Annotated in this window: 26 protein-coding genes and 1 tRNA gene; 8 read left to right on the top strand and 19 right to left on the bottom strand. The window is 66.1% G+C overall.

The window, feature by feature from the left end; all coding sequences use genetic code 11:
- Positions 1 to 97 precede the first annotated feature (97 nt).
- The 3 genes from rfbA to AC5Y6Y_RS25440 are packed head-to-tail and all read right to left on the bottom strand — an operon-like array spanning position 98 to position 2,129.
- The gene (rfbA, locus tag AC5Y6Y_RS25450; RefSeq protein WP_463825485.1) at positions 98 to 964 is read right to left on the bottom strand and encodes a glucose-1-phosphate thymidylyltransferase RfbA; all 867 of its coding nucleotides are present in this window, start codon (positions 962 to 964) and stop codon (positions 98 to 100) included.
- A gap of 23 nt (positions 965 to 987) precedes the next feature.
- Positions 988 to 1,362, bottom strand: a complete 375-nt coding sequence (locus AC5Y6Y_RS25445) for a nuclear transport factor 2 family protein (protein WP_463825484.1) — start codon at positions 1,360 to 1,362, stop codon at positions 988 to 990.
- 11 nt (positions 1,363 to 1,373) lie between these two features.
- Complete coding sequence (locus AC5Y6Y_RS25440) at positions 1,374 to 2,129, bottom strand: maleylpyruvate isomerase family mycothiol-dependent enzyme (RefSeq protein ID WP_473140172.1); 756 nt, start codon at positions 2,127 to 2,129, stop codon at positions 1,374 to 1,376.
- Positions 2,130 to 2,169: 40 nt separating this feature from the next.
- Here AC5Y6Y_RS25440 and AC5Y6Y_RS25435 point away from each other — a divergent pair, with 40 nt between their 5' ends.
- Genes AC5Y6Y_RS25435 through AC5Y6Y_RS25425 form a run of 3 tightly spaced genes read left to right on the top strand, consistent with a single transcriptional unit; the run spans position 2,170 to position 5,107 of the window.
- A complete protein-coding gene (locus AC5Y6Y_RS25435) occupies positions 2,170 to 2,610 on the top strand; it encodes a hypothetical protein (protein ID WP_463825482.1) in 441 nt (146 codons plus the stop codon).
- A gap of 54 nt (positions 2,611 to 2,664) precedes the next feature.
- On the top strand, positions 2,665 to 3,276 hold the full coding sequence (locus tag AC5Y6Y_RS25430; RefSeq protein WP_463825481.1) for a TetR family transcriptional regulator: 612 nt from the start codon (positions 2,665 to 2,667) through the stop codon (positions 3,274 to 3,276).
- Positions 3,277 to 3,331: 55 nt separating this feature from the next.
- Positions 3,332 to 5,107, top strand: a complete 1,776-nt coding sequence (locus AC5Y6Y_RS25425; protein ID WP_473140173.1) for an N-acyl-D-amino-acid deacylase family protein — start codon at positions 3,332 to 3,334, stop codon at positions 5,105 to 5,107.
- A gap of 3 nt (positions 5,108 to 5,110) precedes the next feature.
- On the opposite strand, the gene AC5Y6Y_RS25420 is transcribed toward AC5Y6Y_RS25425, so the two are convergent.
- The 6 genes from AC5Y6Y_RS25420 to AC5Y6Y_RS25395 form a co-directional block, all read right to left on the bottom strand.
- Positions 5,111 to 6,442 carry a UDP-glucose dehydrogenase family protein gene (locus AC5Y6Y_RS25420; protein ID WP_463825478.1) on the bottom strand — a complete coding sequence of 444 codons (1,332 nt, stop codon included), beginning with the start codon at positions 6,440 to 6,442 and terminating at the stop codon, positions 5,111 to 5,113.
- A gap of 75 nt (positions 6,443 to 6,517) precedes the next feature.
- On the bottom strand, positions 6,518 to 7,957 hold the full coding sequence (locus AC5Y6Y_RS25415; protein WP_473140174.1) for a DUF7159 family protein: 1,440 nt from the start codon (positions 7,955 to 7,957) through the stop codon (positions 6,518 to 6,520).
- 140 nt (positions 7,958 to 8,097) lie between these two features.
- Positions 8,098 to 9,741 (bottom strand): DUF7159 family protein, encoded by a 1,644-nt coding sequence (locus tag AC5Y6Y_RS25410; protein ID WP_473140175.1) that lies wholly within the window; start codon positions 9,739 to 9,741, stop codon positions 8,098 to 8,100.
- 101 nt (positions 9,742 to 9,842) lie between these two features.
- The gene (gene dcd / locus AC5Y6Y_RS25405) at positions 9,843 to 10,415 is read right to left on the bottom strand and encodes a dCTP deaminase (protein ID WP_463825475.1); all 573 of its coding nucleotides are present in this window, start codon (positions 10,413 to 10,415) and stop codon (positions 9,843 to 9,845) included.
- Positions 10,416 to 10,439: 24 nt separating this feature from the next.
- Entirely contained in the window at positions 10,440 to 11,126 is a 687-nt protein-coding gene (locus tag AC5Y6Y_RS25400; RefSeq protein ID WP_473140176.1) for a VldE C-terminal domain-containing protein, read from the bottom strand.
- Positions 11,127 to 11,275: 149 nt separating this feature from the next.
- On the bottom strand, positions 11,276 to 11,755 hold the full coding sequence (locus tag AC5Y6Y_RS25395) for an SRPBCC family protein (protein ID WP_473140177.1): 480 nt from the start codon (positions 11,753 to 11,755) through the stop codon (positions 11,276 to 11,278).
- 30 nt (positions 11,756 to 11,785) lie between these two features.
- Here AC5Y6Y_RS25395 and AC5Y6Y_RS25390 point away from each other — a divergent pair.
- Positions 11,786 to 11,859: transfer RNA gene (locus AC5Y6Y_RS25390), tRNA-Gly, on the top strand.
- A gap of 35 nt (positions 11,860 to 11,894) precedes the next feature.
- Here AC5Y6Y_RS25390 and AC5Y6Y_RS25385 read toward each other — a convergent pair.
- The 7 genes from AC5Y6Y_RS25385 to AC5Y6Y_RS25355 form a co-directional block, all read right to left on the bottom strand.
- On the bottom strand, positions 11,895 to 12,122 hold the full coding sequence (locus AC5Y6Y_RS25385) for a tyrosine-type recombinase/integrase (RefSeq protein WP_230589186.1): 228 nt from the start codon (positions 12,120 to 12,122) through the stop codon (positions 11,895 to 11,897).
- A 411-nt stretch (positions 12,123 to 12,533) separates the two neighbouring features.
- Entirely contained in the window at positions 12,534 to 13,475 is a 942-nt protein-coding gene (locus tag AC5Y6Y_RS25380; RefSeq protein ID WP_230589185.1) for a hypothetical protein, read from the bottom strand.
- A gap of 132 nt (positions 13,476 to 13,607) precedes the next feature.
- Positions 13,608 to 14,840: a tyrosine-type recombinase/integrase gene (locus AC5Y6Y_RS25375; protein WP_273439962.1), complete on the bottom strand. Its 1,233-nt coding sequence runs from the start codon at positions 14,838 to 14,840 to the stop codon at positions 13,608 to 13,610.
- Positions 14,809 to 15,000, bottom strand: coding sequence for a helix-turn-helix domain-containing protein (locus AC5Y6Y_RS25370; RefSeq protein ID WP_036443988.1), 192 nt, complete (start codon positions 14,998 to 15,000; stop codon positions 14,809 to 14,811). Before AC5Y6Y_RS25370 ends, AC5Y6Y_RS25375 begins: the two co-directional genes overlap by 32 nt.
- Position 15,001: 1 nt before the next feature.
- The gene (locus AC5Y6Y_RS25365; protein WP_080712103.1) at positions 15,002 to 16,714 is read right to left on the bottom strand and encodes a replication initiator; all 1,713 of its coding nucleotides are present in this window, start codon (positions 16,712 to 16,714) and stop codon (positions 15,002 to 15,004) included.
- Between the two features lie 3 nt (positions 16,715 to 16,717).
- Entirely contained in the window at positions 16,718 to 18,142 is a 1,425-nt protein-coding gene (locus AC5Y6Y_RS25360; protein ID WP_036443982.1) for an FtsK/SpoIIIE domain-containing protein, read from the bottom strand.
- A complete protein-coding gene (locus AC5Y6Y_RS25355) occupies positions 18,142 to 18,588 on the bottom strand; it encodes a hypothetical protein (protein ID WP_036444018.1) in 447 nt (148 codons plus the stop codon). Before AC5Y6Y_RS25355 ends, AC5Y6Y_RS25360 begins: the two co-directional genes overlap by 1 nt.
- Before the next feature lie 181 nt (positions 18,589 to 18,769).
- Between AC5Y6Y_RS25355 and AC5Y6Y_RS25350 the strand changes: the two genes are divergently transcribed.
- Complete coding sequence (locus tag AC5Y6Y_RS25350; RefSeq protein WP_473140179.1) at positions 18,770 to 19,627, top strand: P-loop nucleotide/nucleoside kinase family protein; 858 nt, start codon at positions 18,770 to 18,772, stop codon at positions 19,625 to 19,627.
- 233 nt (positions 19,628 to 19,860) lie between these two features.
- Here AC5Y6Y_RS25350 and AC5Y6Y_RS25345 read toward each other — a convergent pair whose 3' ends face one another.
- From AC5Y6Y_RS25345 to AC5Y6Y_RS25335, 3 genes are all read right to left on the bottom strand, one after another.
- Positions 19,861 to 20,463: a TetR/AcrR family transcriptional regulator gene (locus AC5Y6Y_RS25345; protein WP_036443979.1), complete on the bottom strand. Its 603-nt coding sequence runs from the start codon at positions 20,461 to 20,463 to the stop codon at positions 19,861 to 19,863.
- 21 nt (positions 20,464 to 20,484) lie between these two features.
- Positions 20,485 to 23,568, bottom strand: a complete 3,084-nt coding sequence (locus tag AC5Y6Y_RS25340) for an MMPL/RND family transporter (protein WP_036443976.1) — start codon at positions 23,566 to 23,568, stop codon at positions 20,485 to 20,487.
- 131 nt (positions 23,569 to 23,699) lie between these two features.
- Complete coding sequence (locus AC5Y6Y_RS25335; RefSeq protein ID WP_036443973.1) at positions 23,700 to 24,005, bottom strand: hypothetical protein; 306 nt, start codon at positions 24,003 to 24,005, stop codon at positions 23,700 to 23,702.
- Between the two features lie 145 nt (positions 24,006 to 24,150).
- On the opposite strand from AC5Y6Y_RS25335, the gene AC5Y6Y_RS25330 reads away from it, so the two are divergent.
- The 3 genes from AC5Y6Y_RS25330 to AC5Y6Y_RS25320 all read left to right on the top strand — a co-directional run.
- Positions 24,151 to 24,780, top strand: coding sequence for a TetR/AcrR family transcriptional regulator (locus tag AC5Y6Y_RS25330; protein ID WP_051754198.1), 630 nt, complete (start codon positions 24,151 to 24,153; stop codon positions 24,778 to 24,780).
- 143 nt (positions 24,781 to 24,923) lie between these two features.
- Positions 24,924 to 25,577 carry a TetR family transcriptional regulator gene (locus tag AC5Y6Y_RS25325; RefSeq protein WP_230589182.1) on the top strand — a complete coding sequence of 218 codons (654 nt, stop codon included), beginning with the start codon at positions 24,924 to 24,926 and terminating at the stop codon, positions 25,575 to 25,577.
- 37 nt (positions 25,578 to 25,614) lie between these two features.
- On the top strand, positions 25,615 to 25,809 hold a 195-nt coding region (locus AC5Y6Y_RS25320), incomplete at its 3' end, for a hypothetical protein (protein ID WP_499927931.1).

Below are 25,809 nucleotides of genomic sequence, written 5' to 3'. Positions count from 1 at the left end.
AGCGGCGAGGTTACGCGCTTAACCACCCCACGTCCAGCAGCGGCAACCAGTCATCTCCCGGCGGCGGTTTGCTGGGCTCGGCACACGTGCCCGAAATTCAGTCGCGCTCCAGCAACTCGAGCAGATACCCGCCGTATCCGGATTTCACCAACGCGCGGGCGCGCTGTTCCAACTGCTCGTCGTCGATCCAGCCCCGCCGCCACGCGACTTCTTCGGGCACACTCACCTTGAGGCCCTGCCGTCGTTCCAGGGTGCGGACGAAGTCCGATGCGTCCAGCAGCGAATCGAATGTCCCGGTGTCCAGCCACGCCGTCCCACGGGCCATCACCTCTACCGACAGCCGGCCCTGGCTCAGATAGATCTGGTTGACCTCGGTGATCTCGTACTCGCCGCGCGCCGATTTCTTCAGGCCCCGGGCGATCTCGACCACGTCGTTGTCGTAGAAGTACAGACCCGGCACCGCGTAATGGGATTTCGGTGTCTCGGGCTTCTCCTGCAGCGACACCGCCATGCCGTCGGCGTCGAACTCCACCACGCCATAGGCCGACGGGTTGGCTACCCAATAGGCGAAAACCGCTCCGCCGCTGATGTTTTGGAATCGGCTCAGGCTGGTGCCCAGGCCAGGGCCGTAGAAGATGTTGTCTCCCAACACCAATGCCACTGTGTCATTGCCGATGTGGTCGGCGCCGAGGACGAATGCCTGGGCCAGACCGTCCGGCCTGTCCTGGGTGACCCAGCTCAGGTTGATGCCGAATTGCGAACCGTCGCCGAGGAGCCGCCGGAAGCCGGCCGCGTCGTGCGGGGTCGTTATCACCAGGATGTCGCGGATGCCGGCCATCATCAGCGTGGACAGCGGGTAGTAGACCATCGGTTTGTCGTAGACCGGCAGCAGCTGCTTGCTGATCCCGACGGTGATCGGATGCAGCCGGGTGCCCGAACCGCCGGCCAAGATGATCCCGCGCATGTGTGGCTCCTTCGGCCTCGGCCTCAGTCGATCAGGTCGCTCTCGGTGAGTTCGGTCGCGGCCAACGCCGATGCCAGGTCTTCATGGCGGAACACCGAGGTGACGTGGTCGCGGACCACGCGGAACGCCGACGCATTGGTCACGACGGTCGCGGGGCCCTCGCGGCTACTGATCGTCTGTTCGACCACCACCACCCCGTCGTGCACATACATGCGGCCCAATTCCGCTGTGCTGGTGAGCGATCCGGCCCATTCGCGCAGCGCCTGATGGCCCTGCGCGGCGCCGTGCGCGTCCCCGAAATCGATGTCCTCGCTGGACAAGCTGAGCAGCGTCTCGATGTCAGCGGAGTTGAGGGCGTCGTGCCACGCCAGCACGGTGGCGATCTCCGAAGTGGTCATGGCCTGCAAGTCTAGAGAGGCGTGCGGTCGAGCCAACGCCGCCATACGGCGTCGTCGCCGTAACGCTCGACGCCGGTGTCGGCGAGCACGACCCGCCGCGTCAACGCCAGCAGCAGCTCAGCGGCGCTCCCGCGCAGCGCCGCGGTGCCTTTGCCGTGCTCGTGCGACCAGGCGACGCCACCGCCGTGGAGCCGGGCCGTCCACTCGCCGGCCTCGCCCAGCCCGGGATCGGTGGCGTGCAGATGCAGGGTGTCGCCGCCCTCGAGGGGCAGCGGCGCCCCGTCCTTTCCGGCCTGGATGACGATGCGTTCCAGGAACTCGTCGATGCCGTCGGCTGCCACCGCAGCGTCGAGGGTGAACTGGGCGCCGACGGCGAGTGCAGCGTCCGCCCGGTGCACGACGTTTTCGTGTAGCCGGCGCCGGATCCACCAGCTCGCCGGACGCGGGCCGAGAAACGTCCAGACGGGGGTATCGGGCCCGGTGCGGTCTAGCGCGTCCAGCAGCAGCTGCGCGCCGCCGTTGAGCCACTCGATGGCGGCGTCGCGGTCCGCCGGCGGCTTGCCGTCTGCCACGCTGCGGAAATCGAGAAACTCGTCCATCCGATCACGGACGATCTGGGCGGCCCAGCGGTCGCCGCGGCCGACATGGCGGAAAAGTTGCTCGATGTTCCAGCCCGGGCAGCTCGGCACGGGCGCCGTGGGATCAGCGGCGCGGACAAGCTCACCGAACGCGCGAGTTTCCGCGAGATATGCCGACGCGTGGTCCACCGCCGTGACGCTACCCGTCGCGACGGCCGATAATGGCCTGATGGTGCCGGCACCCCCATTCATCGTGACATTCCGCGGATTTGAAATAGGTCGCTACGAGACCGCAGAGCGGGCGATGGCTGCCGCCCGATCGGTGATCGACACCGAGCTGGGTGCTCAACTCGGTCGGGGCGAACTCGCGTCCGCGTCGCTGCCGATCGAATTGCCGAGGATCGAATGGCAGCCTCCGCCGATTCCGTTCCCGTTCGACGCGGCCGGGTATTGGCATTGGCGAGCCCAGGCGTTGCGGTCGGAACGGCGCCCGCCCACCGCGCCGCGGCCGGCACCGCCCCCGCCACCGCATCCCGCGCCGCCGGGCGCGGGCACCGGGTCCGGCAGTCTGCCACCACGCCCCGAACCCGCCGCGACGGTGATCACTCCGATGCCCGATTACAGCGGGCCCGCCCGGTTGCCGGAGGACCGGCCCGCTGATCGGCAGTGATGCGAAAGCGGCGACCGGCAACACCCTGCTGCCGCACGGGTAACGTCTGAGCTCATGCGCACCCATGGGTGGGGCGGCGCCAAGCCCGCAACCGACGAAGAGGCGATCGAACGCATCCTGGATGCCGCCAGCGCAGCCATCGACGCGCGTGGTGGCGACATGCGGATCGCCGATGTGGCCCGCACCCTGGGCGTCTCGCGTCAGACGGTCTACAACTACTTTCCCGGTACCAACACCCTGGTCGAGGCAGCAGCCACCCGCTCGGGGATGAGACTCCTGCAGCGACTGGCCGAGCACCTGGCCGGCATCACCGATCCCGTCGATGCCCTGGTGGAAAGCCTGGCGTTCACCCTCGAGTGGTTGCCGGGCGACCGGCACGTGCAGTTGATGCTGGTACACGACTTCACCAAAGTCTCCACGGGCGTGACGTCGGACATGGCGATCAAATTCGGCCACGGGATCCTGGCGGGCCTGGATGTGGACTGGATCGACCTCGGACTCGGCGATGCCGATCTCGACGACCTCGCGGAATACATGCTGCGGATCATGCAGTCGTTCATGATCGACCCCGGCCGCCCGGCGCGCACCGGCGAGGTGCTCCGCGCGTACCTGCGCCGCTGGGTCGCGCCGGTCCTGACGGCCGAGATCGCCAGTCATCGCATCTGAACGCACACCAGTTAGACAAGCTCGGTAAGCTGTCCAGTCGAGGCAGGTGAGTGCATTGACGTTCGACGCAGTGGTTTGCAACGGCAGGTGGTTCGACGGCACCGGCGGACCGTCGGCGATCAGAGACATCGGGATTCGGGACGGTCGGGTGGCCGCGGTGTCCCCGACGCCGCTGGACACCGAGGGTTGCCCGAACGTCATTGACGCCCAAGGTAAATGGGTGATGCCGGGCATCATCGACATTCACACGCACTACGACGCCGAGGTGCTGGCGGCACCCACACTGTCCGAATCGCTTCGGCACGGCGTCACCACGATCGTGCTGGGTTCGTGCTCGCTGTCCACTGTGCACGTGGACGCCGGCGAGGCGGCCGATCTGTTCGGGCGGGTGGAAGCGATTCCGCACGAGCATGTGGTCCGCATCGTCGGCGAGCACAAGTCATGGCACAACGCGCAGGAGTACATCGACGCGCTGGAGTCGTTGCCGCTGGGCCCCAACGTGTCCGCGTTCATCGGACACTCCGACATGCGGACGTCGGTGATGGGACTCGACCGGTCGACGCGCGACGACGTGCGTCCCACCGCGGCCGAGCAGGCCCGGATGGAGCAGATGCTGACCGAGGCGATCGATGCCGGATTCCTCGGGATGTCTTCGCAGCAACTACTTTTCGACAAGATCGACGGCGACACTTGCCGGTCCCGCACCCTGCCGTCGACCTACGCCAAGGGCCGCGAGTTGCGACGGCTCAAGAATTTGCTGCGCAGTGCGGGCCGCGCCCTGCAGTCCGGTCCGGACATCAGCCACCCGCAGAACATCGTGTCGCAGGCCCTCCAGTCGCTGGGGATTCGGCGACCGCACCTCAAGACCAGCCTGCTGGCGGCCGCCGACATGAAGTCGGCGCCGGGCAGCGTCTGGCTGACCAGCTTTCTGGCGGCCGTTGTCAACCGGTTGGGTGGCGACTTCCGGTTCCAGCACCTGCCGGTGCCGTTCGAGGTGTACGCCGACGGGATCGACCTGGTGGTGTTCGAAGAGTTCGGCGCGGGTGCAGCGGCGCTGCACCTCAAGGACGAATTCGAGCGCAACGAACTGCTGCGCGACGAGGAGTACCGCCGGCAGTTCCGCAAGGACTACGACACCAAGTTCGGTCCGCGCGCCTGGCACCGCGACTTCTTCGACGCCGAAATCGTGTCCTGTCCCGACGATTCGGTGATCGGCAAGTCGTTCGGGCAGGTCGGTGTGGAACGGGGTGGTCTGCACCCCGTGGATGCATTCCTCGACCTGGTGCTCGAGCACGGTACCAAAATCCGTTGGCGCACAACGATTTCCAACCACCGGCCGAAGATGCTGCGCCGCCTGGCCCGGATGGACGGCCTGCAGGTCGGCTTCTCCGACGCGGGCGCCCATCTGCGCAACATGGCTTTCTACAACAGTGGTTTGCGTCTGCTGCGGCACGTACGGGACGCCGAACTGGAGGGCCGGCCCTTCCTGACGGCGGAGCAGGCGGTGCACCGCCTCACCGGCGAGTTGGCCGACTGGTACGGACTGGACGCCGGCCACCTGCGGGTGGGCGATTGGGCCGACCTGGTGGTCATCGACCCGGAGCGCCTCGACGACTCACTGGATGCCTACCACGAAGCCGATGTCGAAGCCTACGGCGGACTTTTGCGCATGGTGAACCGCAACGACGCCACGGTCGAAGCGGTCCTGGTTTCCGGCCGCGCGGTATTCCGCGACGGCCAGCCCACCGAAATCCTCGGACGGGAACGCACCGGCGGTTTCCTGCGCGCCGACGGCACGCCGCGCAACGTGCCGCGGCCGGTCAGCGCCTGACGCTCAGCGTCCCGGCCACCGCGCGCCGAGCCGGAACACCCGCCACCCGGCGCGTTCCCAACGCGCCACATCCAGGCAGTTGCGACCGTCGACCACGACGCGGGCACGGACCCGGTCGGCCAGCTCGGCGGGATCTAGGTCGACGAACTCGCGCCATTCGGTGAGCACCAGCACCGCGTCGGCCCGCTCGCAGGCCTCAGCGACCGAGACCGCGTAGTTCAGGGTGGGAAAGAGGCGATTGGCATTGTCCAGCGCCTTGGGGTCGTAGACGTTGACCGCGGCGCCGTTGAGCTGCAACTGTCCGGCGACGTTGAGGGCGGGCGAGTCACGCACGTCGTCGGATTCGGGTTTGAACGCCGCCCCCAGCACCGCGATGTTGGCGCCCAGCAGCGAGCCCCTGCAGGCCGCGGTGGCCAGTTCCACCATGCGGGTCCGGCGGCGCATGTTGATGCTGTCCACCTCACGCAGGAAGGTCAGCGCCTGGTCGGCGCCCAGTTCGCCGGCGCGGGCCATAAATGCGCGGATGTCCTTGGGCAGGCAGCCACCGCCGAAACCCAAACCGGCGTTGAGGCATTGGCGTCCGATGCGCGGGTCGTAACCGAGCGCGTCGGCCAGCACGCTGACATCGGCGCCGGCCGCCTCGCACACTTCCGAGATCGCGTTGATGAACGAGATCTTGGTGGCCAGAAACGCATTCGCCGAGACTTTGACCAGCTCGGCGGTCTGCAAGTCGGTGACCATGAACGGCACGCCCGCGTCCAGCAGCGGACCGTAGAGTTCGCGTGCGGCGGCCTCCGCACGGACCGAATCATCCTGCACGCCAAGCACAATGCGGTCCGGGCTGAGCGTGTCGTGCACCGCGTAGCCCTCGCGCAGGAATTCCGGGTTCCACGCGACCTCGACGTCGACCCCGTCGGGCGCCAGGGCGGCGGCGCGTTGGCTCAACTCAGCGGCGGTGCCGACCGGCACGGTCGACTTGCCTACCAGCACCGCTGACCTGGTCAGGCGGGGTACCAGCGCGTCGATGACGGCATGCACGTGACGCAGGTCGGCGCCGTATTCACCTTTCTTCTGCGGAGTTCCGACGCCCAGAAAGTGCACGTCGGCGAACTCTGCCGCCATGTCGTAGTCGGTGGTGAACCGCAGCCGACCCGTAGCGAGGTTGGCAGTCAACAACTTTCGCAGACCGGGCTCATAGAACGGGATGTCACCGCCGGCGAGCTTGGCCACCTTGCCCGGGTCTATATCGACCCCGACGACCTCATGTCCCAGCTCCGCCATCCCTACGGCATGGGTGGCGCCCAAATAGCCGGTCCCGAATACGGTGCATCGCATACCACCGTGTGTAGGTGGCCGCGATGAGCGAACGCCGTCGTGACACTGAACAGCAGGTGACAGCTACTCGGCAACTCAGATGCCGGGGATCAGCGGGATGTTGATCCCGCCGCGTCCACCGCCGCCGGGACCTTTGCCACCACCCCGACCGCCGCCACCGCCAGGGCCTTTGCCACCGGGGCTTTTGCCGATGCCGGGCGGCTTGCCGCCGCCACCGCCGCGACCGGGCGACTGGGGAGTCAGGATCGGCGGCAGTACCGGTACCGGCACGATCACCGGGACGGGGACATTCGGCACCGGCGCGGCGGGAGCCGGGGCCGGCGCGGGAGCCTCAGCCCGCGGCGCCGGAGCCTGGGGTACCTGCACGGGGACCTGCGGTACCTGCACGGGAGCTTGCTGGGGAACCTGCGGTGCCGGCGCGGGTGCCTGCTCGGGAACCTGCGGGGCGGGGGCCTGCTCGGGTACGGGGGCCTGCTGCGGGGCCGGAGCCGGGGCCTGCGGCGTGGGAGCGGGTGCCTGCGGGGCCGGCGTGTTGGGCGCGACGGCGGCCTGGCCGGGCTGGGGCCGCGTGTCAGCGGTGTCGCGGATCGTGACGGCCAGCGAGACGACGAGCGAAGCCACTCCGATGACGAAGATCGAGGCCAGGATGCTGCCGAGCAGCGCGAAGGGCTTGCGGTCGTCCTGCTCGTCCTGCTCGTCCGGCTCGTCCTGGACCGCACTGTAGGCCCGGCCGGTGCTGAACGGCTCGAAGTGGACGGGGTCGATCGCGAGCGGCGTCTGCGCGCCCGTACCCGGATCCTGTGCGTAGGCCTGTGCCGCGGTGGTCGCGGAGAGCAGCGGCGTATTCGCCGACGCCAGCGCCGCGCCCCAGGCAAGCGCGGTCTCCGGCTCCTCCGGGGCGGTCACCGGCAGCGTGGTGGCCGCCTCCAGCGTCGACTTGATCAGCGGGATGTCGACCCCGGAGCCGACGACGAAGACGGCGTCCGGGCGCGTCTCCAGGGACTCGGCATTCGACACCAACTCGGCCAGGCTGGCCACGGCGGCGTCGTCGTCATCGGGCAGCGGGTGACGATGCACGTCGGCGATGGATCCGTCGGCGCTGTCCACCACAGCCAAGGTCGCGGTGTCGGGTTCGATGAACAGCAACGCGGTCTGCGCGTAGTTGGTTTCATTACCGACCGAATGCGCCAGCGCGGCAGCCGCCATGAACGCCGAGACCAGCATGACGTTCTCGATCTTGCGGTTGGCCAGCGCGTCGCGTAGCGCGGCCGCCTGGTCGGGGTCCCGCCAGGTCACTCCGGTGGACGCCAGCTGGTAGCCACCCTCGGCGGCGCCCTCGCGGGTCCCCAGGATCGCCGAGATCACCTGCTCGGCTGCGTCCGGCGTGGCCGCGGCCGGGTCACCCGCGACGTCGAATTTCTCCTCGTCGACTAATGCGCCGTCGCCGTTCTCGCCCTCAACGAGCACCATCCGCACGGCCGTTGGCGCCATCGACACACCCAGAACGGTGTCCATAGTCCCCCAATCGACTGAACAGATTCCCCAACCTGTGTTAACAACGGTACCCGCGGCGGGCGCGGCTTATCCATTTGAGTTTGCTGTGTCACGGCTGCAGACCGCTCTGACCAGCGGCGTTGGGGTGGATGTGCGGGGGATCACCTGCGCCCGCGTCCACCACCCCCACCGGAGCCGCCGCCACCGCCGAACGGTCCGTGACCGCCGCCGCCGCCGAAGGGACCATGGGCGCCCGGTCCGCCGCCGCCGAACGGACCACGTCCTCCTGGTGCGTCCCCGCTCGAGGGGCCGTGACCGCCGGCGCCAGGGATGCCGGGGATACCTGGAATGCCGGGGATGCCGGGGATGCCGCCGCGACCAGGCCCTCCCCCACCGAAGGGACCCCTACCCGGATTGGGCGACGGACCACGCCCGGGCGGTCGCGCGATCGGGCCCCGCGGCAACGGGTTTTCCACCCGCGGGTTTTCCACCCGCGGGTTTTCCACGCGCGGGTTCTCCACCCGCGGATTTTCCACCCGCGGTGGCGATACCGGCGCTCGAGGTACCTGCGGCTGCTGGCGTGGAACCTGCACCGGGAACTGCACGACCGGCGGTCGCACCAGCGTCTCGGGTCCCTGCACGGGCGGCCGCACGACCGGCAGCAGCGGTGGGACGAGCACCGCGTCGGGCAGCCGCGGGGGTTGCACAATCGGCGTCTCGATCACCGGCGCAACGGGCGCCGGCAGGGCGGGTGCGGCCGGAGCCTGCGGTGCCCGCGCCGGAAGCTGCGGGACACTCACGCGCGGCGGTGCCGCCGGCACCTCGATCCTGGGTTGCGGCGCGGCCACGACGGTGGGCGCCGGTGCCTGCTGGGTGGGCACGACGAGGTGGTTCTCGCTGGGCCTGGGTTGCAGCGCGACGGTGGGGCGGATGTTGATCGCCAGCGCGACCTCGAGCGCCACCACCGCGGCGGTCGCCGCGACTGCCAGGGTGCTGCCGATCAGCAGCGCCGGGCGGCGCAGAGCCGGATCGTGGTCCACGTCAGCGGGGGCCGCGTCCAGCACGACCGTCTCGCTGAATTCCTCAGGTCCGTCGACATCTTGCGCGTAGGCCAGCGCAGCGGTGCTCGCCGCGAACAGCGGCGCATGTCCTGATGCCAGCGCCGCACCCCGCGCCAGCGCCATGTCGTGTTCCTCGGGCACATTGACCGTCAGCGAGGTCGCGGCGTCCAGTGCCGGTTTGATCAGAGGTACGTCGACTCCGGAGCCCACGACGTAGATGCCGTCTGGGCGGGTCGGCATCGACTCGGCCCCGGAAACCAGCTCGACCAGCTCGGATACCGCCGTGTCGTCGTCGGCGGCCAGAGGCCGGCGCTGCACGTCGCGCAGCGAAGCGTCCGCGGTGTTCACCACGGCCAGTGTCGCGGTGTCGGGCTCGATGAACAGCACACCCGTCCGCGCATAGCCGACGGAGCTGCCCACGGCCTGTCCGAGTGCGACGGCCGCCATGAACGCGGAGACCAGCATGACGTTCTCGATCTTGCGGGCGGCCAACGCGTCGCGCAGCGCCGATGCCTGCAGCTGATCGGTCCAGCTGACGCCGATGGAGGACAGGCGCAAGCCGGCATCGTCCGCGCCTTCGCGGGTGCCCAGGATCGCCCGGATCACCTGCTCAGAGGGCATGGTGGCCGGGTCGGTCAGCCGAAAGCTGTCCTCCTCGACGATGACGCCGTCGGCGTCCTTGCCTTCGACCAGCGCGATGCGGACAGCCGACGGTGCCATCGACACTCCGAGTACGACGTCCATCCGCGCACTCACCACCCTCCCAAAAGTGTTGCCGCAGTAAGGAGGACAAAGGTCCGAATCAAATGGTAGTCCGACTAACGAAGTCGGGAACGCCGTTGCAGCTATGTAGTACGTATGAAGTTCTGATAGGACCGCGAGGGCGTCGGACCACGCTGACCCTGGTACTTGGAACCGACGCCGGCACTTCCGTACGGATGCTCTGACGGGCTGGTCAGTCGCAGGATGCACAGCTGGCCGATCTTCATCCCCGGCCACAACGTGATCGGCAGATTGGCCACGTTGGAAAGTTCCAGCGTGATGTGTCCGCTGAAACCGGGATCGATGAAACCCGCGGTCGAGTGCGTCAACAGCCCCAGCCGGCCAAGCGAGGATTTGCCTTCCAGTCGTCCCGCCAGATCGTCGGCCAGGCTGACCAACTCCAAGGTCGATCCCAGCACGAACTCGCCCGGGTGCAGCACAAAAGGTTCCCCAGCCTCGGGCTGGACCAGCGTGGTCAGCTCGTCCTGCTGCTTGGCGGGGTCAATGTGGGTGTAGCGGGTGTTGTTGAAGACACGAAACAGGCAGTCGAGGCGGACGTCGATGCTCGACGGCTGCACCAGGGCATCGTCGAACGGGTCGATTTGCAACCGCCCGGCGGAGATTTCGGCCCGAAGATCACGATCGGAGAGCAGCACGCGTGTGAGCGTATCTGCTGCCGGTCAGCGGACGTAGGTCTCGTCTCCGGAGGGGTATCCGCCGCCGGTGGTGGTGACGTGGACGTGGTCGAAGTGCCCGTATCCACCGGCCTGGGCGCCCCCGCCGGGGGTGTAATAGACGCCGCGCCAGATGGCGTCCTGGATGCCGAACCGGTCGGCGTTCTGCAGGACGTAGGTCACGATCGCGTTGCCCAGTTCGATGCCCTCGTCGGAGCCGGGGTTGGGAATCATCACGTCCACGGCCAGGCCCTCGGGATGCCATCGGAGTGCATCGGGGCGGACGCCGCCCATCTGGTGGATTTCGGGGAACAGAGCGGTGATGGCGCGGGCCACCAAAATGGTCCTGACCTGCAGGCCCTGTTCCGGCGCGACGCTCGCGGGCAGGGCGCGGGCGCCCACCAGGTCGGCACGTGATCGGTCCGCCCGCGGCCGCTCGGCCGGAGCCATCTCTTCGATGCTGAAGCGCCACCGCGAGGTGTCGAGTGGCGCCCCGGCCTCGGCCGCCGCAATTTCGATGCAACACGCGGACGTTTCCGGAACGGCCGGTTTCGCAACGTTACGGACCGAGGCTGGATTGACATCTGCGCCCAGAGCCCCTGCCACCGCGAAGAGTACGGCGGCTGGGCCGATGGCTGCTGCCAGCGCAGCTGGCGCTTTCCGCCGCTTCCTGGCTAATGCGTGCCTGCCCACGGGAGGTCACAATACGAGATTACAAATGATAACGAAAGGGTAAACGACCCATTCTTGGAATTTGCAATGGGCATGGCACTATTAGCCCGGCAAATTACTCGGGGGTGATTCGTGCCGCCATCAGCCGCGGCGCGCAGGCCGCCGGGACATCAGTCGGTGAGCCAGTCGGCCAGCTCCTCGAGCATCTGCCGGGCATATCCCCGCCAGCACCAGCCGAAGGCGGGCATCGCCATTGCTGCGAGCCGGGATCGCGGAAACATGTTGTAGCGCCACGTGATTCGAGTGCCAGTCCCGGCTGGGTCGAACAGGAACTCACCGTCGATCTTGGTCAGCAGAGTCTTCAGCGGACCCTGGAAATCGGTGATGCGGTAGCGCCACGCATGCGGTTCGTCGACGTCGACGACGGTCTCGCGGATGCTGCCGCCGCCGGCGAGTTCAAGCACCCGCGTCTGGCCCTGCGTGCCGCTCCAGTTATTTCCGTCACGTCCGCTCACTGCGCGGATCGGCGGAATCGGCCCGTAGCGCCGCCGGAACATGGTGGGGACGTCCATCTCGATAATGCCGCGGAACGCCTGCTCAGGGGTGACCGGGATGGTTCGGGATTGCTCGACCCGCGCGGTGTCTGGCATCGCACGATGCTAGCCTTCTGGGGCATCTGCGCCGATGTAGTTCAATGGCAGAACATCAGCTTCCCAAGCTGAATACGCGGGTTCGATTCCCGTCATCGGCTCCACCCTGACCAGCATCAACAGTGTGCGAGTTATTCGATTAGCCCTGCTGAGTGTCACGAGATGTCACAACTCGATCGAAAGTGTCACCAGCGGACTTCAGCGCCTCGGGCTGCGAGTGCGTATAGCGCTTCATCGTGAAACTGGCATCCGTGTGACCGAGCCACGCGGCAATGACAGCTGGAGCGACGCCATCGAGTGCCGATTGGGTGGCGGCCGTGTGCCGCGCGCCGTGCAGTTTCAAGTGTCGCGGCCCGGCCTTCTTCACGGCAGCCAGTAACCTGTACACGATCGGGGCCGCCGCCGTCGCGGCGAGACCTAGGACGATGACCGCACCCGAACCGTGGCGCGGCCCACCACCAGAAGCAGCGCCCCGCCAGCGGCGATCACAACACCCGCTCCAGCTCGCCCGCGACCAACACCACACCGACACCGAACTGGGTTTCGGCGCGGGGCTGGTCGCGACCCACCTCAACGGCCGGCCACCCTCCCAAGGCGGCATCTACATGCCGAAGGCCCCGCGTGTCGACCCACCGCGCAGCGGATTGGTCGGCCCCGGCAGCACCGCCGTCCACCCGGCGAGGCGCGCGCCTACTCCGGCCAGCAGGTCGCCCTGTAGAACCGGGCACCGGAGACGCCCCTAGTCGGCCCGGTCGCGGGCGGGACTTACTTTGGTTTGCTAATCGGCTGCCGATCCGGAGGCCATTGCGCCTCGCCCACCCCCGTCTGCCATTGCGGACTCAGCCAACACGGCGAACCCGAAGTAGAGGTGACTGAGATTCGTTATGGCGCTCAGCACCGAGTGCTTGTAATAGCAGGCGTTCTGTTCAGCTTCCAGCAGCGTCGACAGGTTCGCTTCTTCGTCTTCCGAGAAGTGGATCGTGTCGCCATAGTTGAAGGTCAAGATCAGCTTCTGCGGGTTGATGTTCGCATAGCTGAACGGCGGCACCTCACGATCCGGCGGAACCGGTGGGGCGGCCATCTCACACACGATGGTGTTCAGCATTCTGTTCATCAATGCGCCACGCGCTTTTGCCCACTGCGCTACAACCCTTCTCGCACTCTCCTTCTCGCTCGCGGACAGCAACTTAACGGCCTTCATGATCCTGCCCCGCGTGCGAGTGAAAGACGCGAATTCGTCGTCGCTGTGCAATTGACGGAAGGCGAGCGAGGTCCCGGCGAAAGCTTCGGGCGACGGGAACACCAACGTGATTTCGGGGGCTCCGCCGCTCTTGAAGCTGTAGCGCATACCACTTTCCTCGTTCAGCGCGGAATATCCCGCAAGCTGACGACACATCCGCGCATAGCGCTTGAGGACCCGGCGGTCGTCGTCCGTCAACCCCGGCAGCACCGGGAACGCCCCGGGATCTGGCAGGTTGAACGCGTACGTAAGTAGCTCCCAATGGTGCCGAAAGCCGTGGTTCACGCCCACCGCATGCTCGATTAGGGGCGGCTCAAATTTCAACTGAACCGGTTGGACGGAGTTCTCATAGGGCACCATCGACAAGTTGCGGTCCCCCGTCAGCGGGTTAACCGTGTTACCCACGATCTTGGAGAGCAGCTGCATGTCACCCCACTCAAACGAGAGAATCTCGGCCTGGTCGTAGTCGGGGATCATCATTACAGCAGGGTTCCTTCGGCACGGCGCGGCTCGCTCATGCGTTCGAGCGACTGAGGTCACTGTACGACCGCCATCCGACACGAGTCGGCGTGTCCCGCCCTGACCAGCATCAACAGTGTTCGAATTGTTCGATTACCCCTGCTGAGTGTCACGAGATGTCACAACTCGATCGAAAGTGTCACCAGCGGACTTGAGCGCCTCAGGCTGCGAGTGCGTATAGAGCTTCATCGTGAAACTGGCATCCGTGTGACCGAGCCACGCGGCAATGACAGCTGGAGCGACGCCATCGAGTGCCAACTGGGTGGCGGCCGTGTGCCGCGCGCCGTGCAGTTTCAAGTGTCGCAGCCCGGCCTTCTTCACGGCAGCCACCCAGTACCGGTACACGACCGGGGGCGCATACGGCAGTCCAGCCTCGTTGGACACGACGTAGTCAAACGGGCCAGCGTCGACCCCGAGGCGCAGCCTCTCCTTTGCTTGCCGACGACGTGCAGCGCGCAGCACTCCGACCAGGCGATCGGGCAATGGCAACTCACGACGAGATGCCTTCGACTTTGGATCGTTCTCACTGACGCTGCCACCAGCCGACACGCGATTGTTCACGATGCGTAGGGTTTTGTACTTGAGGTCGACATCGCACCAGCGCAGCCCCGCGATCTCACCCCGACGCAGCCCAACCAGGGCCAACTCGTATGCATGGGCCAGGCGGTCACCGGCGAAGCTGGCGCGCAACATGTCGACTTCAGCGACACTGTAGGTATCCACGTCTTTGTGGGCCGACGGCAGCGGCTTGACGAGCTCAGCCGGGTTGCGAGCCAGAAGCCCTTGGAACACCGCATCTGCGAATACCCCGGTGATCGCCTGGAGGCTTTTGTTAACACTCGCTGATGACCACGGTCTGCGCTTCCGGCCCTTTGCAGTCATGGTGCCGCCCTCGGCGAGATCGCGAACCAGCGTATCGATATCTGTCTTGGTGATTCGCTGGGCCAGAACATCGGCGAAGCGCTCCACCAGCGGCTGTAGGTCGTAGGCCTTCTTGTCGCGCGCAGTGGGACGCAGGTCGTGTCGACCCGCCAGGTAGTTCTTGACCATCTCGCCGACTGTGAGTGTGCGCCTCGGCACGAACACTTTCTTCTCAGCCGCGTCGCTGATTTCGCTCAGTGCACGACGTGCGTCCTTCTCGGTGCGGTAACGCCGCCGAACCTGTCGACGTCGGCCAGTCTGAGGGTCCTCGCCCACGTCGACTGTCAGTTGATACCGAACCGCGTCTTTGCCGGTACGCCGGTCGCGAACGGTCAGCTTCTTGATCTGCGGCGGCAGTTGTTGTCGGGACATTTCACGCCGCCGTGTCACCGGTTGACTCGGCATCGAGTTTCGCAATGTATTCCGCAACAGCAGTTTCCGTGACGAACCGACGTCGGCCGATCTTCACTGACCTCAACTCACCGGACCCGATCAACTCGTAATACTTGCTGTGACCGATCGGAATCATCTGCCGCACTTGTGATTCCGTTAGTAGTTGTAGCATCTCAACGTCCACGACTTCCCGGCCCCGGTGATGCGCCTGCTCCGATTCGCTGTCCTTCGGGTGGTCCGATGGCGGCGATTGCGTTGGTGTATTGGGCTTTCCAAGTGAGTCTTTGGGAGATGGCTCGCATGATGAGTTCGCTGCGGGGTGGGGTGCGTTGGCCGGATTCGAGGCGGTAGATAAGAACATTGTCTCGCGCGTCCGGGGTGATGCCGGCGTCGGCGAGCAGTTGCCGAACAAATTTGTGCCGGTCGGCTTGGTGATCAGGCAGGGTTTTACCGGACCACTTCCGGGACACCAAGACCCGCCGGCCCGGCAGCCCGAGGGTGCTTCGACGGTGCGCTTTCGATTTGCACTGCCCGGCAACCATTTTCGATGATGCACCCTTGGGGACGATGCCGTAACGCAGCCAGATGGGGCAGCGCGGTGAGCATGGGGTTATCGCCAGTTCGGTGTGCAAACGCTCGTGATGGGCATGCTGGGCGGCGGTGGTGGGTGTGATGATTTCACCGATCGATTTGGTCAGGTACTTAGTCAGATACCCGATGTGCCGTCCCGCCTCTGTGCCGCCGCCGAGGATGCCTTTGGAGTGCACCTGTTCCCCGAAGCGCACCACATGCGCCGGGTTCGCATCGGGGTCGTCATCGACGGCCTGTAGGGCGTCCTGCCAGCTGGTGAGTGGTGTGTGGGTGTCGGGGTCGATGAAGGTGCACCGGGTCGGATTCCACACCGGCAGCCTGCCGGAATCGGTGTAGATCAGCTGGTCGTGGTTCGGCCACCACACCTGGTGGTAGGTGGCGGCAGCCACTTGGCGGACGAGGGCGTGAGGGATCGCGCCGCGCAGCGCCATGTGCACGTGCGGGGCGCCGCGTTTCTGAGGTTCCACGGTGGCGAAATACTGGACGTCCCAGCCCAGGACGCGCCGCAGGTTCTGGATGAACCGGTCCAGCAGAGCGGCGAAGTGGATCGCATCGCGGGCCGCACGCCGGTAATCATAGGCGCCGGGATCGATCGGGGCGCCGCCCTGGATCGGCCCGTAACTGTCACAGGTCAACGTGAGGAACATCGACGGCCGGTACTTACCCACGTACTGCTGGCCGATGGTGTTTTTGCGGACCTGCCGGGTCGGCAGGTCGATCACGTCGTGGCGGCGTTTCGTCGACCGAGTGCGCAACGGGGTGGGCGGGGGGTCCAGTGGTGGCAGGGTGCCGCGCATCCCGGTGGCACGCAGCTGGGTGTCGAGTTCACCGACCGCGGCCCGCAGCTCAGCGACGGCTTCGTGGTCGTGGTCGCGGTCGGTGGTGGCGTCGCGGTAAGCGGCGACTAGATCAGCGCGGGAGCGCAGCAGCTCGGATTGCTGCTCGGTGGGTTCAATGGCTGGTTGGACCGGTTCGTGGTCGAGGTGCCATCCTTCGCGGCACTGCTGCATGCGCAGTGCGCGCGCTTTTTTCGCGCACGGGGCGCATTGCGATTCCATGGTCGATTTGCAGGGCACCGCCGCGTAGTCGGTGGCGCCGGTGTCCAGGTTGACCGTTCCCATCACCAGCGGGCGGACGCACACCCCGTGAGTTTGTGCGGCGGCGACGGCGATTTCGTGGAAGGAGGGCCGGGCTCGCCGTTCGGCGGCGGTTTCTCGTCGGGGCAAGGGGTCCGCGGAGTGATCGGGCGGTGGCGGTGCGTGGGGGCTGACCGGTGCAGGTGAGGGGGTCGGCATGGCTCAGCCCTGCGAGGAAGCAGTGTCAGGCCGGCGCGGGAGTCGGCGGCGTTTCGGTGGCCGGAAATGTGTGACCAGATAGTCGATGTCGTCGTCGGTGACATGAAACGCCCGGACCCGTTGTGGTTCGGCGGTGCCGTCCACCATGACGTAGCCGACACCCGGTGTGGACTCGGGGATTTCGTCGCACACTGCCCCGGCATCGCGCGCCGCCTGCCCAAGAATCATCGTGGTTTGGTTCGATTCGGTCAGGCGCAGTCCCACGCGGACAGTGAAGTACTGGCGCAACGACACCACTTCTTTTGACGGGTCTTGCACGGCGCCTATCAGGGTGATCCCGACCGCACGACCTTGAGAGAGCAGCAGCCCGAGCAGCTGGTCGACTTCGGCGCGGATTTTGCGGTCGGTGCCATAGGCGGTCAAGGCGGCGAGTTCATCGATGATCACCACCGTCAACGGGTCCTCGACGCTCGGCGTGTGGGTGCGGGTGTGGCCACGCAACAGCTGGGTGCGGCCATCCATCAACTTGACCAGGCCTCGCAACAACTCCAAGGTCTGCTCGGTGCGGTCAGCGGCGAACGCGGTGAACAGCCCTGCGCCGCGGGCGAATTCCATCCCGCCCTTCGGGTCGATCACACAGAGTTGCACCAGGCCTGACCGCACAGCGGGGGCCAGTCCGGCGACCAGGGACTGCACCACGCTGCTTTTGCCCGACCCCGTTGAGCCGGCGACCAGAATGTGATGACCCTGGATCGGTAGCCGCCACGGCGTGCCGGTGTCGGTGACCCCGACCGTCACCGCCGCCAGCTGCACTCGTGTCGCGTCGGTGGGCCGGGGCAGCCGCACCGCAGCCGCGAGGGTGTCATCACGGTGCACGGTGACCGTGAGCTGGCCGGGCTGCAGGGACCGCACCGTCACGCGACCGCTTCCCCAGGCGTGGGCCAGGGCGTCGGCTTGCTTGCCCCAGTCGGTCGCGGTCTGCCCGGTCACCATGCCGATGTTCAGCGTGTCGGTGGCGGTGCCGATGCGCACCGACCGCAGCCGCGGGACCATGGTCCGCTCACCCAGCGTGGCGGTCAACCCGTGCAGGGTGCACACCTGCGCCCAGGCGTGCTTGTAGCGCCACCAGGTCAGGTAAGCCGTGCGGACCGGTAGCCACGATGCAGCGCCAAATCCGGCCGGGTCGACCAGCGCCAACGCGATGTAGATGAGGGCGTATACCCCGGCCACGATCAGCCCGCCGCCCCACCCGAACCAGGCGCCCGCCCATGCGATCATGATGATCGGCAAACTCAACACCGGGAACCGCACCGTCCACGATCCGAGCAGCACGGCGAGCTTGGCCAGCATTAGCAATATGTCTTCGACCAGCTGGTCGGCCGAACTCTGACCGCTGTTGCCGGACGGTTTCGAGTTGCCGGTGGCCATCACGCACCCGCCTTCACGGTCTCGCCGCGCGGCGCTGACGACGACTTACTCACGGGCGCAGGTGAATTCACGTCACCTTTGATGCCGGTCGCCCTGTAGACGTAGCCCACATAGGTGTATTCGCCCTGACCCATCCGCCGCGGTTCGGCGGTCAGGCCTTCCAGTTCGATCATGCGAATTCCGCTGCCCGCCAACAGCTCCGGCGTGGATGGCACTGGCTGTACCTCGGCCAGAAATGTCACCACGAAGCTCGCCCGTTTGGCTTTCGGCTCATCGGGGTCCGACACTGCGCCAGCCCACTGCCGCAGACCTGTCGCCGGATCAGCCTTCTGCACATTCGGACGCTCAAATTCCATGTCCGGGCCGATCGGACCCAGCAACATCAACCCTCTCGGGAACGCTTCTGTGTGTTGCATCGGGAACCGGTGCCCTTTTTGTATCGCCATGTCAGCTTTCTCCTGTCTGTGTGACTTGGACCACGACAACATATCAACTGATATTTTTGGTGGTCAACTGTTATGCATCGATAGGTCAGAAAAAATGTGAATCGCCCCATGAGGCACTGGAGCGATTGGTTTTCAACTGATCGCGGCTGATATTGTCGGGCATCTCAACTGCTATGGACGGATGGTCATGACCTCACCGACTACGCCCCGGCAGGCGATGCACCGCCAGATCGCCCAAGCCGTTCGTAACGACATCGAGGCCGGCATTCTCCGCGACGGTGAACGGCTGCCTTCCACACGCGAGCTCGCGTCGCAGTGGAACGTCAGCGTCTTCACGATCACTCAAGCGATGGACCTGCTTACTGCCGAAGGCCTGGTGCGCAGCAAGGACCGCTCGGCACGCGTCATCACCGCTCCCGACACTGCGGCAGCACCCAAAAGTCTGCAGCTGCCCACCCCGCAATTAGTCCTTGTCGGCGGCTACGCCGGCAGCGGAAAAACCGAATTCGGTCGCGTCCTAGCCCGCCAGACCGGATGGACAATCCTCGACAAGGACACCATCACCCGGCCGCTCGTCCAGCGTTGGCTCGAAGACCTTGGCGCTTCACTGGATGACCGCGAATCCCCCACCTACATGAACAAGATTCGTCCCCATGAGTACGAAGCACTCAACGCGGCAATCGAAGAGAACATCGAGTGCGGCAACTCCATTGTCTCCACTGCGCCCTACCTGCACGAGCTCACCGACAGGGCATGGATCGACCGCACCCAGGCCCGAGCCGACGACCTCAATGCCGACCTGTCCATCGTGTGGGTAACCTGCGCGGCCGACACCATGAACCTCTACCTACGACGCCGGGCCGCAGCACGTGACCGATGGAAACTCGCGAACTGGCCCACTTACCTGGCCAGCGTCGACACCACTTTCGCCCCGCCGGTGCCGCATACGCTGATCCAGAATGACCCCGACAGCCAACCCTTGCAGGTTCAGGCCCGCAGCTTCATCAAATCCATCCGAGCACAGGCCGGGCAGCAGTAAGGCATTTGCTCACCGCGCTCGTTCTCCACTGCCTCGGTAAACTGTGGGTCGGTATCTGATGGCGTTGGCTCGTTGAGATTGATTTGGCCTTGCGGGCGGTCGGGTCGACGCGGGTAGGTGGTTTTTGGGGGTCGGCGGGGTGCGCTGGCGAGGTGGGTTGGTGTACGGCAGTTGATCTGCTGAGGCTGTGGCCACATGGCCTGGTGGGTGTGGGCCGGGGTAGTGCGGTGTGTTTAGTGGAATCCGGCGAGGGTGATGTGCAGGGCTTGCTGCAGTTGGGTGCGCAGCGGTGGGTTGGTGGTGGTGTTGTTGAGCCAGTGTTGGAGCACGGTTTGTGCGGTGCTCAGGGCTGTGTGGATGAGCAGTGTGGGGCGGATGTCGGTGGTGGGGTCGGTGTTCATGCGGGTTGCGATCATGGTGGTGAGTTGGCGGGTTTGGTTGTCGCTGAGCAGTGTTGAGCTGTTGAGCAGGTGTGGTGCGCTCTGCAGGGCGTGTTTCCAGTGTGGGGAGTGCTGGCCGGCTGTTTCGCCGAGGTGGTCGACGAGGAGGTGGATGAGTGAGGTGGCTGCTGTTTCGGTGGGCGGACGGGTGTTGTAGGTGGTGATGATTTCGGCGATGGCATGTTGGATCGGGGCGGTCAGCAGGTGTTCTTTGTTGGGTGCGTGGCGGTAGTAGGTGCTGATGGAGATGCCGGCGGTGGCGGCGATGTCGTCGGTAGTGACTGCGGCGTAGCCGTGTTGGGCGAAGAGTTGGTGTGCGGTGGTTTGGATGTGGGTGAGTAGTTCGGTGCGGCGGCGGTCTCTGAGGGTGGGGGGTGTGGGGTTGGCGGTAGTCATGGTCGATTCCGGTGGGTGTGTCTAGGTTCGGGTTGGAGAGGGTTTGTGGCGCAGTGGGTTTCGTTGTGGCCACCAGCTGGTTTCGCGGAGCAGGGTGGCGATGGCAGGCACGGTGAGGGTGCGTACGACGAAGGTGTCCAAGAGGAGGCCGCAGCCGATGATGAGTCCGGTTTGGATCATGATGGCTATCGAGCCGATCATGAGGCCGAACATGCTGGCGGCGAAGATGAGTCCGGCGGAGGTGATGACGGAGCCGGTGTTGGCGATAGTGCGGAGCACGCCGACGCGGATGTTACGGGTGGATTCCTCGCGCAGTCGTGAGATGAGCAGCATGTTGTAGTCGGCGCCGACGGCGACCAGGATGATGAACGCCAGAAGTGGTACGGGCCAGGCGATTTCTTTGCCGAGGCCGTATTGAAATATCAGGGTGCCGATTCCTAGTGATGCCCCGTAGTTGAGGATGACGGTGCCCAGTAGGTAGAGCGGTGCGACCAGGGCGCGGAGCAAGACGATGAGGATGAGGCCGACGACGAGCAGGGTGGCGATGGCCATCAGGCGGAAGTCGGCGGAGAGCAGGCGTTGAATGTCTGAGTTGACGGCGGGAAATCCGGCGACGGCGATGGTGGTGTTGGCCAGTGAGGTGTTGGGGCGTGCTGCGTCAGCGACTTCGGTGAGTCGGTAGGCCAGGGTCATCGCGTCGCTGCTGTAGGGGTCGTAGCTGGACTCGATGGCGTAGCGGGCGGTTTTGCCGTCCGCGGATAGGAAGTGTTTGGCGACGTCGGCGAATTGTTGGTTGTCGAAGGCGTCGTTAGGGAGGTAGAAGCCGCTGGCGGTGTCGGATCCGGTTGCTGATCGTGCGGATTGTTGGAGTTGGGCGGCGATTTTTCCCATGCCGGAAAGCATTTCGAGGTTGCTGTCGACGAGGGTGTGGACGCCGGTGGCCAGCGAGTGAGCACCGGATGCGAGTTGGTGGACGCCGGTTTGGAGGCGTCCGATGTTGGCGGCGAGGTCGCCGGAGCCTGCGGCGCCCATGGCGGTGTCCAGGGTGGTGATGAGCCGGGTGACGTCGGCGAGGGTGCCGCCGCCGGTGTTGGTGGCCGGCTGGTAGAGGTCGGCGAGGGTGGTGAGGTGGTCGAAGAATCCGTTGTCGCGCAACGTGATGAGTAGTTGGGCTTGGTCGTGTAGTTGGGCGCATTCGGTGGCGGCGGCGCACGCGGGCCAGTTGCTGATCGCGGCGATGAGGGGCTCAAGGGTGGTGATGGCGGTTTGGGCTTGTTCGGCTTGGTGGCGTAGTGCGGGCCCGGCGGCAATGGCGTGATCGACGGCGGGTGCGGTGGCAGAAAGCTGTTGCAGCAGCGGCCGCAATCGCTGGGTTTGGATGCCCGCGGTTTGAGCTTGGCCTAAGAGCCCAGTCAGCGGGGTCAGCGCGGTGCCCAGGGTGGTGTCGAGTTGGGTGAGCCCGTCGGCGAGCTGGTCGGCGCCGTTGGTGAGTTGGCCCAGATCGCTACGGCGGGATTGGCCGTCGTTGACCGCGCCCGCGAGCCGGTCACCGATTTGGCCGTTCTGCCAAGACAGTTGGGCTTGTTCGAGCCGTTTACCGCCGGGGCGGGTGACTCCGGAGACTTTGGTGACACCGGGCAGTTGGGCGAGGCGGGAGGCCATTTCGTCAAGGTCGGCCAGTCCTCGGCTGGTGCGCATGTCGGTGGGTGACTGCACGACCAAGAACTCGTTGATCACGATGTCTTTGCGGAAGTGGCGATCCAGCAGTCGATACCCTTCGTTGCTGGCCGAGGTGGTCGTTTGGCCTTGGCGGTCGTCGTAGCTGATGCGCATGGTGGTCGCCACTGCGCACAGAGCTAGGACGAAGATCAGGCTGGCGGCCAGCAGGGGCACGGGGCGTCGTACGACGGCCACCGCGATCCGGTTCCAGTAACGGCGGGTGCGGTCGGTGTTGGGTTCACCGATCCCACGCCGGGCGGCCAGCGCGAGTACGGGGGGAAACAGAGTGACCGTGGCGGCGAACCCGATGATCACGGCGATGGCGCAGGCCGGGCCGAGTGCGGCGAAGACGCTCAGTTCGGCGAAGGTCATGGACAGAAATGCCAGCGCGACGGTGGCGGCCGAGGCTGCGATGACCCGCCCGATGGTGGCGGTGGCGTGGATGACCGCGGTCTGGGCGGGGACCTGTTGGCGGCGCTGTTCGTGGTAGCGGCTGATCAAGAACACTGAGTAGTCGGTGCCGGCGCCCAGCAGGATCACCGTCATGAACGCGACGGTGAACTGAGACACCGGCATGCCGGCTTCGCCGAGTCCGGAGAGCACCCCGCGCCCGACCGCGAGGCTGATACCGATCACCAGCAGCGGCAGCATCGCGGTGAACACCGACCGATAGATCAGCAGCAAGATCATGGCGATCAGCCCGGCGGTGGCCACCGAGATGAGGATCAGATCCTGTTCAGCGGAATCGATTTGATCGCTGAAGGTGGCGGGTGGGCCGGTGACGCGCACGGTGGTCGGTGAGTGCCCGAAAACCTCGGCGACGATGCCGCGTACCGCCCGCACCGATTCCGCGGTGCTGGGATCACCGAGGGTTCCGGCCACCCCCACCGGCACGTACCATGCCTTGCGGTCGGCGCTGAGAGCTTGCGCGGCGGTGACCGGGTCGGCCAGGAGGTCTTGGACCTGCCGGACGTGGCTGGTGTCGGCCCGTAACCGCTGGATCAACGTGTCATAGCGCTGCTTAACCTGCGGGGTCAGCCCGCTGGGATCCTCCATCGCCACGAAGATCGTGGTCTTGGAGCCTTGTTCACCGAACGCCGAGCCCATCCGGTCTACGGTCTGCAGCGACGGCGCCCCGGGCGGTATCAGATGCACCGACTGGTGCTTGACGACCGTTTCCAGTTGCGGAAAAAGGATCGCCAGCACCACCGCGGCGGCGATCCAGGACCCGATCACCAACGCTTTGTGCCGGATCGCGAAACCCGACAGCCGCGCTAGGCGCTCACTGTAGGTGTCGCGGCCCTGTGCCGCTTCCGCGGCGCCACGCTGCTCCTTGGGGCGACTCAACGTCGCCACGCCGGCATCGCCCCAGCCCTTGATTACCATCCCGGCCCCCCCGGCGGCATAAAGAAACTGTCGGTATCGCAACAGTACTATCGGTATCTTTGTGCGGCATCCGGCAAAGCGCAATACGCCCGCCCGCCGGTCGCGGCCTGCCCCCAGCGGCCGCGACAGCTTCAGTCCAACATCTCCCGGCCCATCAGCTCGTCGTCGAGATAGGAACACGACCGCGGCGGATAGTGGCGGGGACGCACACGATCACCCGCGGTCGCAACCCGGGCGTGCCCGAGCTTGGCCAGATCATGGCGAACGTGGCGGACCTCCTCGAACAAGACGCCGGGCAGCAGCCGCTTGGCCGCCCGCGCCACCACCGCGCCGGTGCGCCCGACAGCCCGCGCCGGCCGCCGCGTCAGTGGCGTCGCCGCGGTCGGGTCCTGGATCTGGCGCCGGATGAGCTCCCGGCGTTGCTGGTGATTCACCATGGCCTTACCCCCTCGGTGTTGGCCTGCACGGCGATACAGGTACTAACGGTATCGCTCCGATACTAACAGTATCGTTTCGCTAAATGCCAGCCTTGCGTCCGCGGTATCGGCGTCGACGCCAGGCGGCGAGGATTACGGTGAACAGGTGGAGCCAGGCGCGGAGGAACGTGCTGTCGATATCGACGGCGACGAGGTGGATCCACGCCTGGCGCGGTCCCGGACCCGGCTGCTCGACGCCGCGGCCAAGCTGCTCAGCGCCGGCGGGGTCGAAGCGGTCACCATCGAGGCGGTCACCAAGGCCTCCAAAGTGGCCAGAACCACGCTCTACCGCCACTTCACTAGCTCCACCCACCTGCTGGCCGCCACTTTTGAGCGGCTCCTGCCCCAGGTCAGCCTGCCGCCGGCGCAAGGCTCGCTGCGCGAACAGCTCATCGAACTGCTCAGCCGGCAAGCGATCCTGTTTCAGGACGCACCCTTGCACGCCACCACGCTGGCCTGGGTCGCCCTCGGGCCGACACCGGAGCGCCCCGACGAGGTGCACGACCGCCACGCGCTACGCACACGCGTCGTCGCCCATTACCGACAGCCCTTCGCCGAGCTGCTGCAAAGCCCGGCCGCCGCCGCCGAACTCGACGACTTCGATGTCGACCTCGCCATGTGCCAGCTCGTCGGCCCGATCGCCTTCGCCCGCCTGACCGGCCTACGCGCCATCAACCGCGAGGACTGCGAACACATCGTTGACGACTTCCTGCACGCCCACGCCCGCACCCGATAAACCCCACCGGGCCCGGCCGGGTCCGACGTCGTCGGCAACCCGGGGATTCGCGCCGCACCGCCCACCGTTGTGGTACGAACGGTAGCGCAGGGATACTGCTCGTAGCGGGGGTTCGGTATGGGTGACTGTCGGGCCGATGGTGCATGGCCGCCGTCAAGAGCGGGCTGCTCGGGGCGGGCTCGCGCAACCGGTGCCGGGACGTCATGACCGCGGCGCAACCTGCCGGTGAGGCACCCCACGCGAGTGAGATCCTGGATGCGACCCTGCATGCAGCGACCTGCGGCGGTTATAGCGCGGTGCAGATGCGGGCGGTGGCTGATGTCGCCGGCATCGGTGTGGGGACGCTCTACCGGTATTTCCCGTCCAAACCGCACCTGCTGGTCGCGGTGTTGCGCCGCGAATTCGACCGACTGGCCGCCGAGTGCGCATGGCACCACAACGACACCACGCCTGCCCAGCGGGTCGCAGCCCTGACCTCACGACTGCACGTCGAATGGCAGCTCGACCCTAACCTGACCGAAGCCACCACGCGCGCCCTGGTGGTCGCCGACGCGACCGCCGCGCCCACCGTCACCCAGACCGCCGACATCCTGCAACAACTCTTCGCCCACGCATTGGGCGGCAGCACCGTCACCGAGCACCACCATGACCTCGCCGGACTCATCACTGATGTCTGGCTGGCCAACCTCACCGCCTTCAGTGGCCACCGACTCTCCGCAGCCCAAGCCCGAGAGCGGATCGACCGCGGCACGGAACTCCTACTGCGCCAGACCTCATCAATAATCTCCACGTCATAAACGGCCACAACCCCCGACCTAGCCACCCTCGAGGCTTATGCGGCGAATTTCGCCCCTCAAAGCAGCCAACGCAAAGCACACCCAAGTGCTGTCGAGCACAAGAAAGTGCGAGCAGCCGACGGCACAAAATAATTGGTTCCATATTGAAACTGCAGTTCAGGACGCTAAACAACTGAGCTTCGAATCGGCCCATCTACCATTAACCGAACAAACCGCACGCATTAACCGATTG

Source organism: Mycobacterium sp. NGS24, from assembly GCF_059813065.1.
Note: the sequence above shows the minus strand (reverse complement) of the source record. Positions and strands in the feature narration are given on the sequence as shown.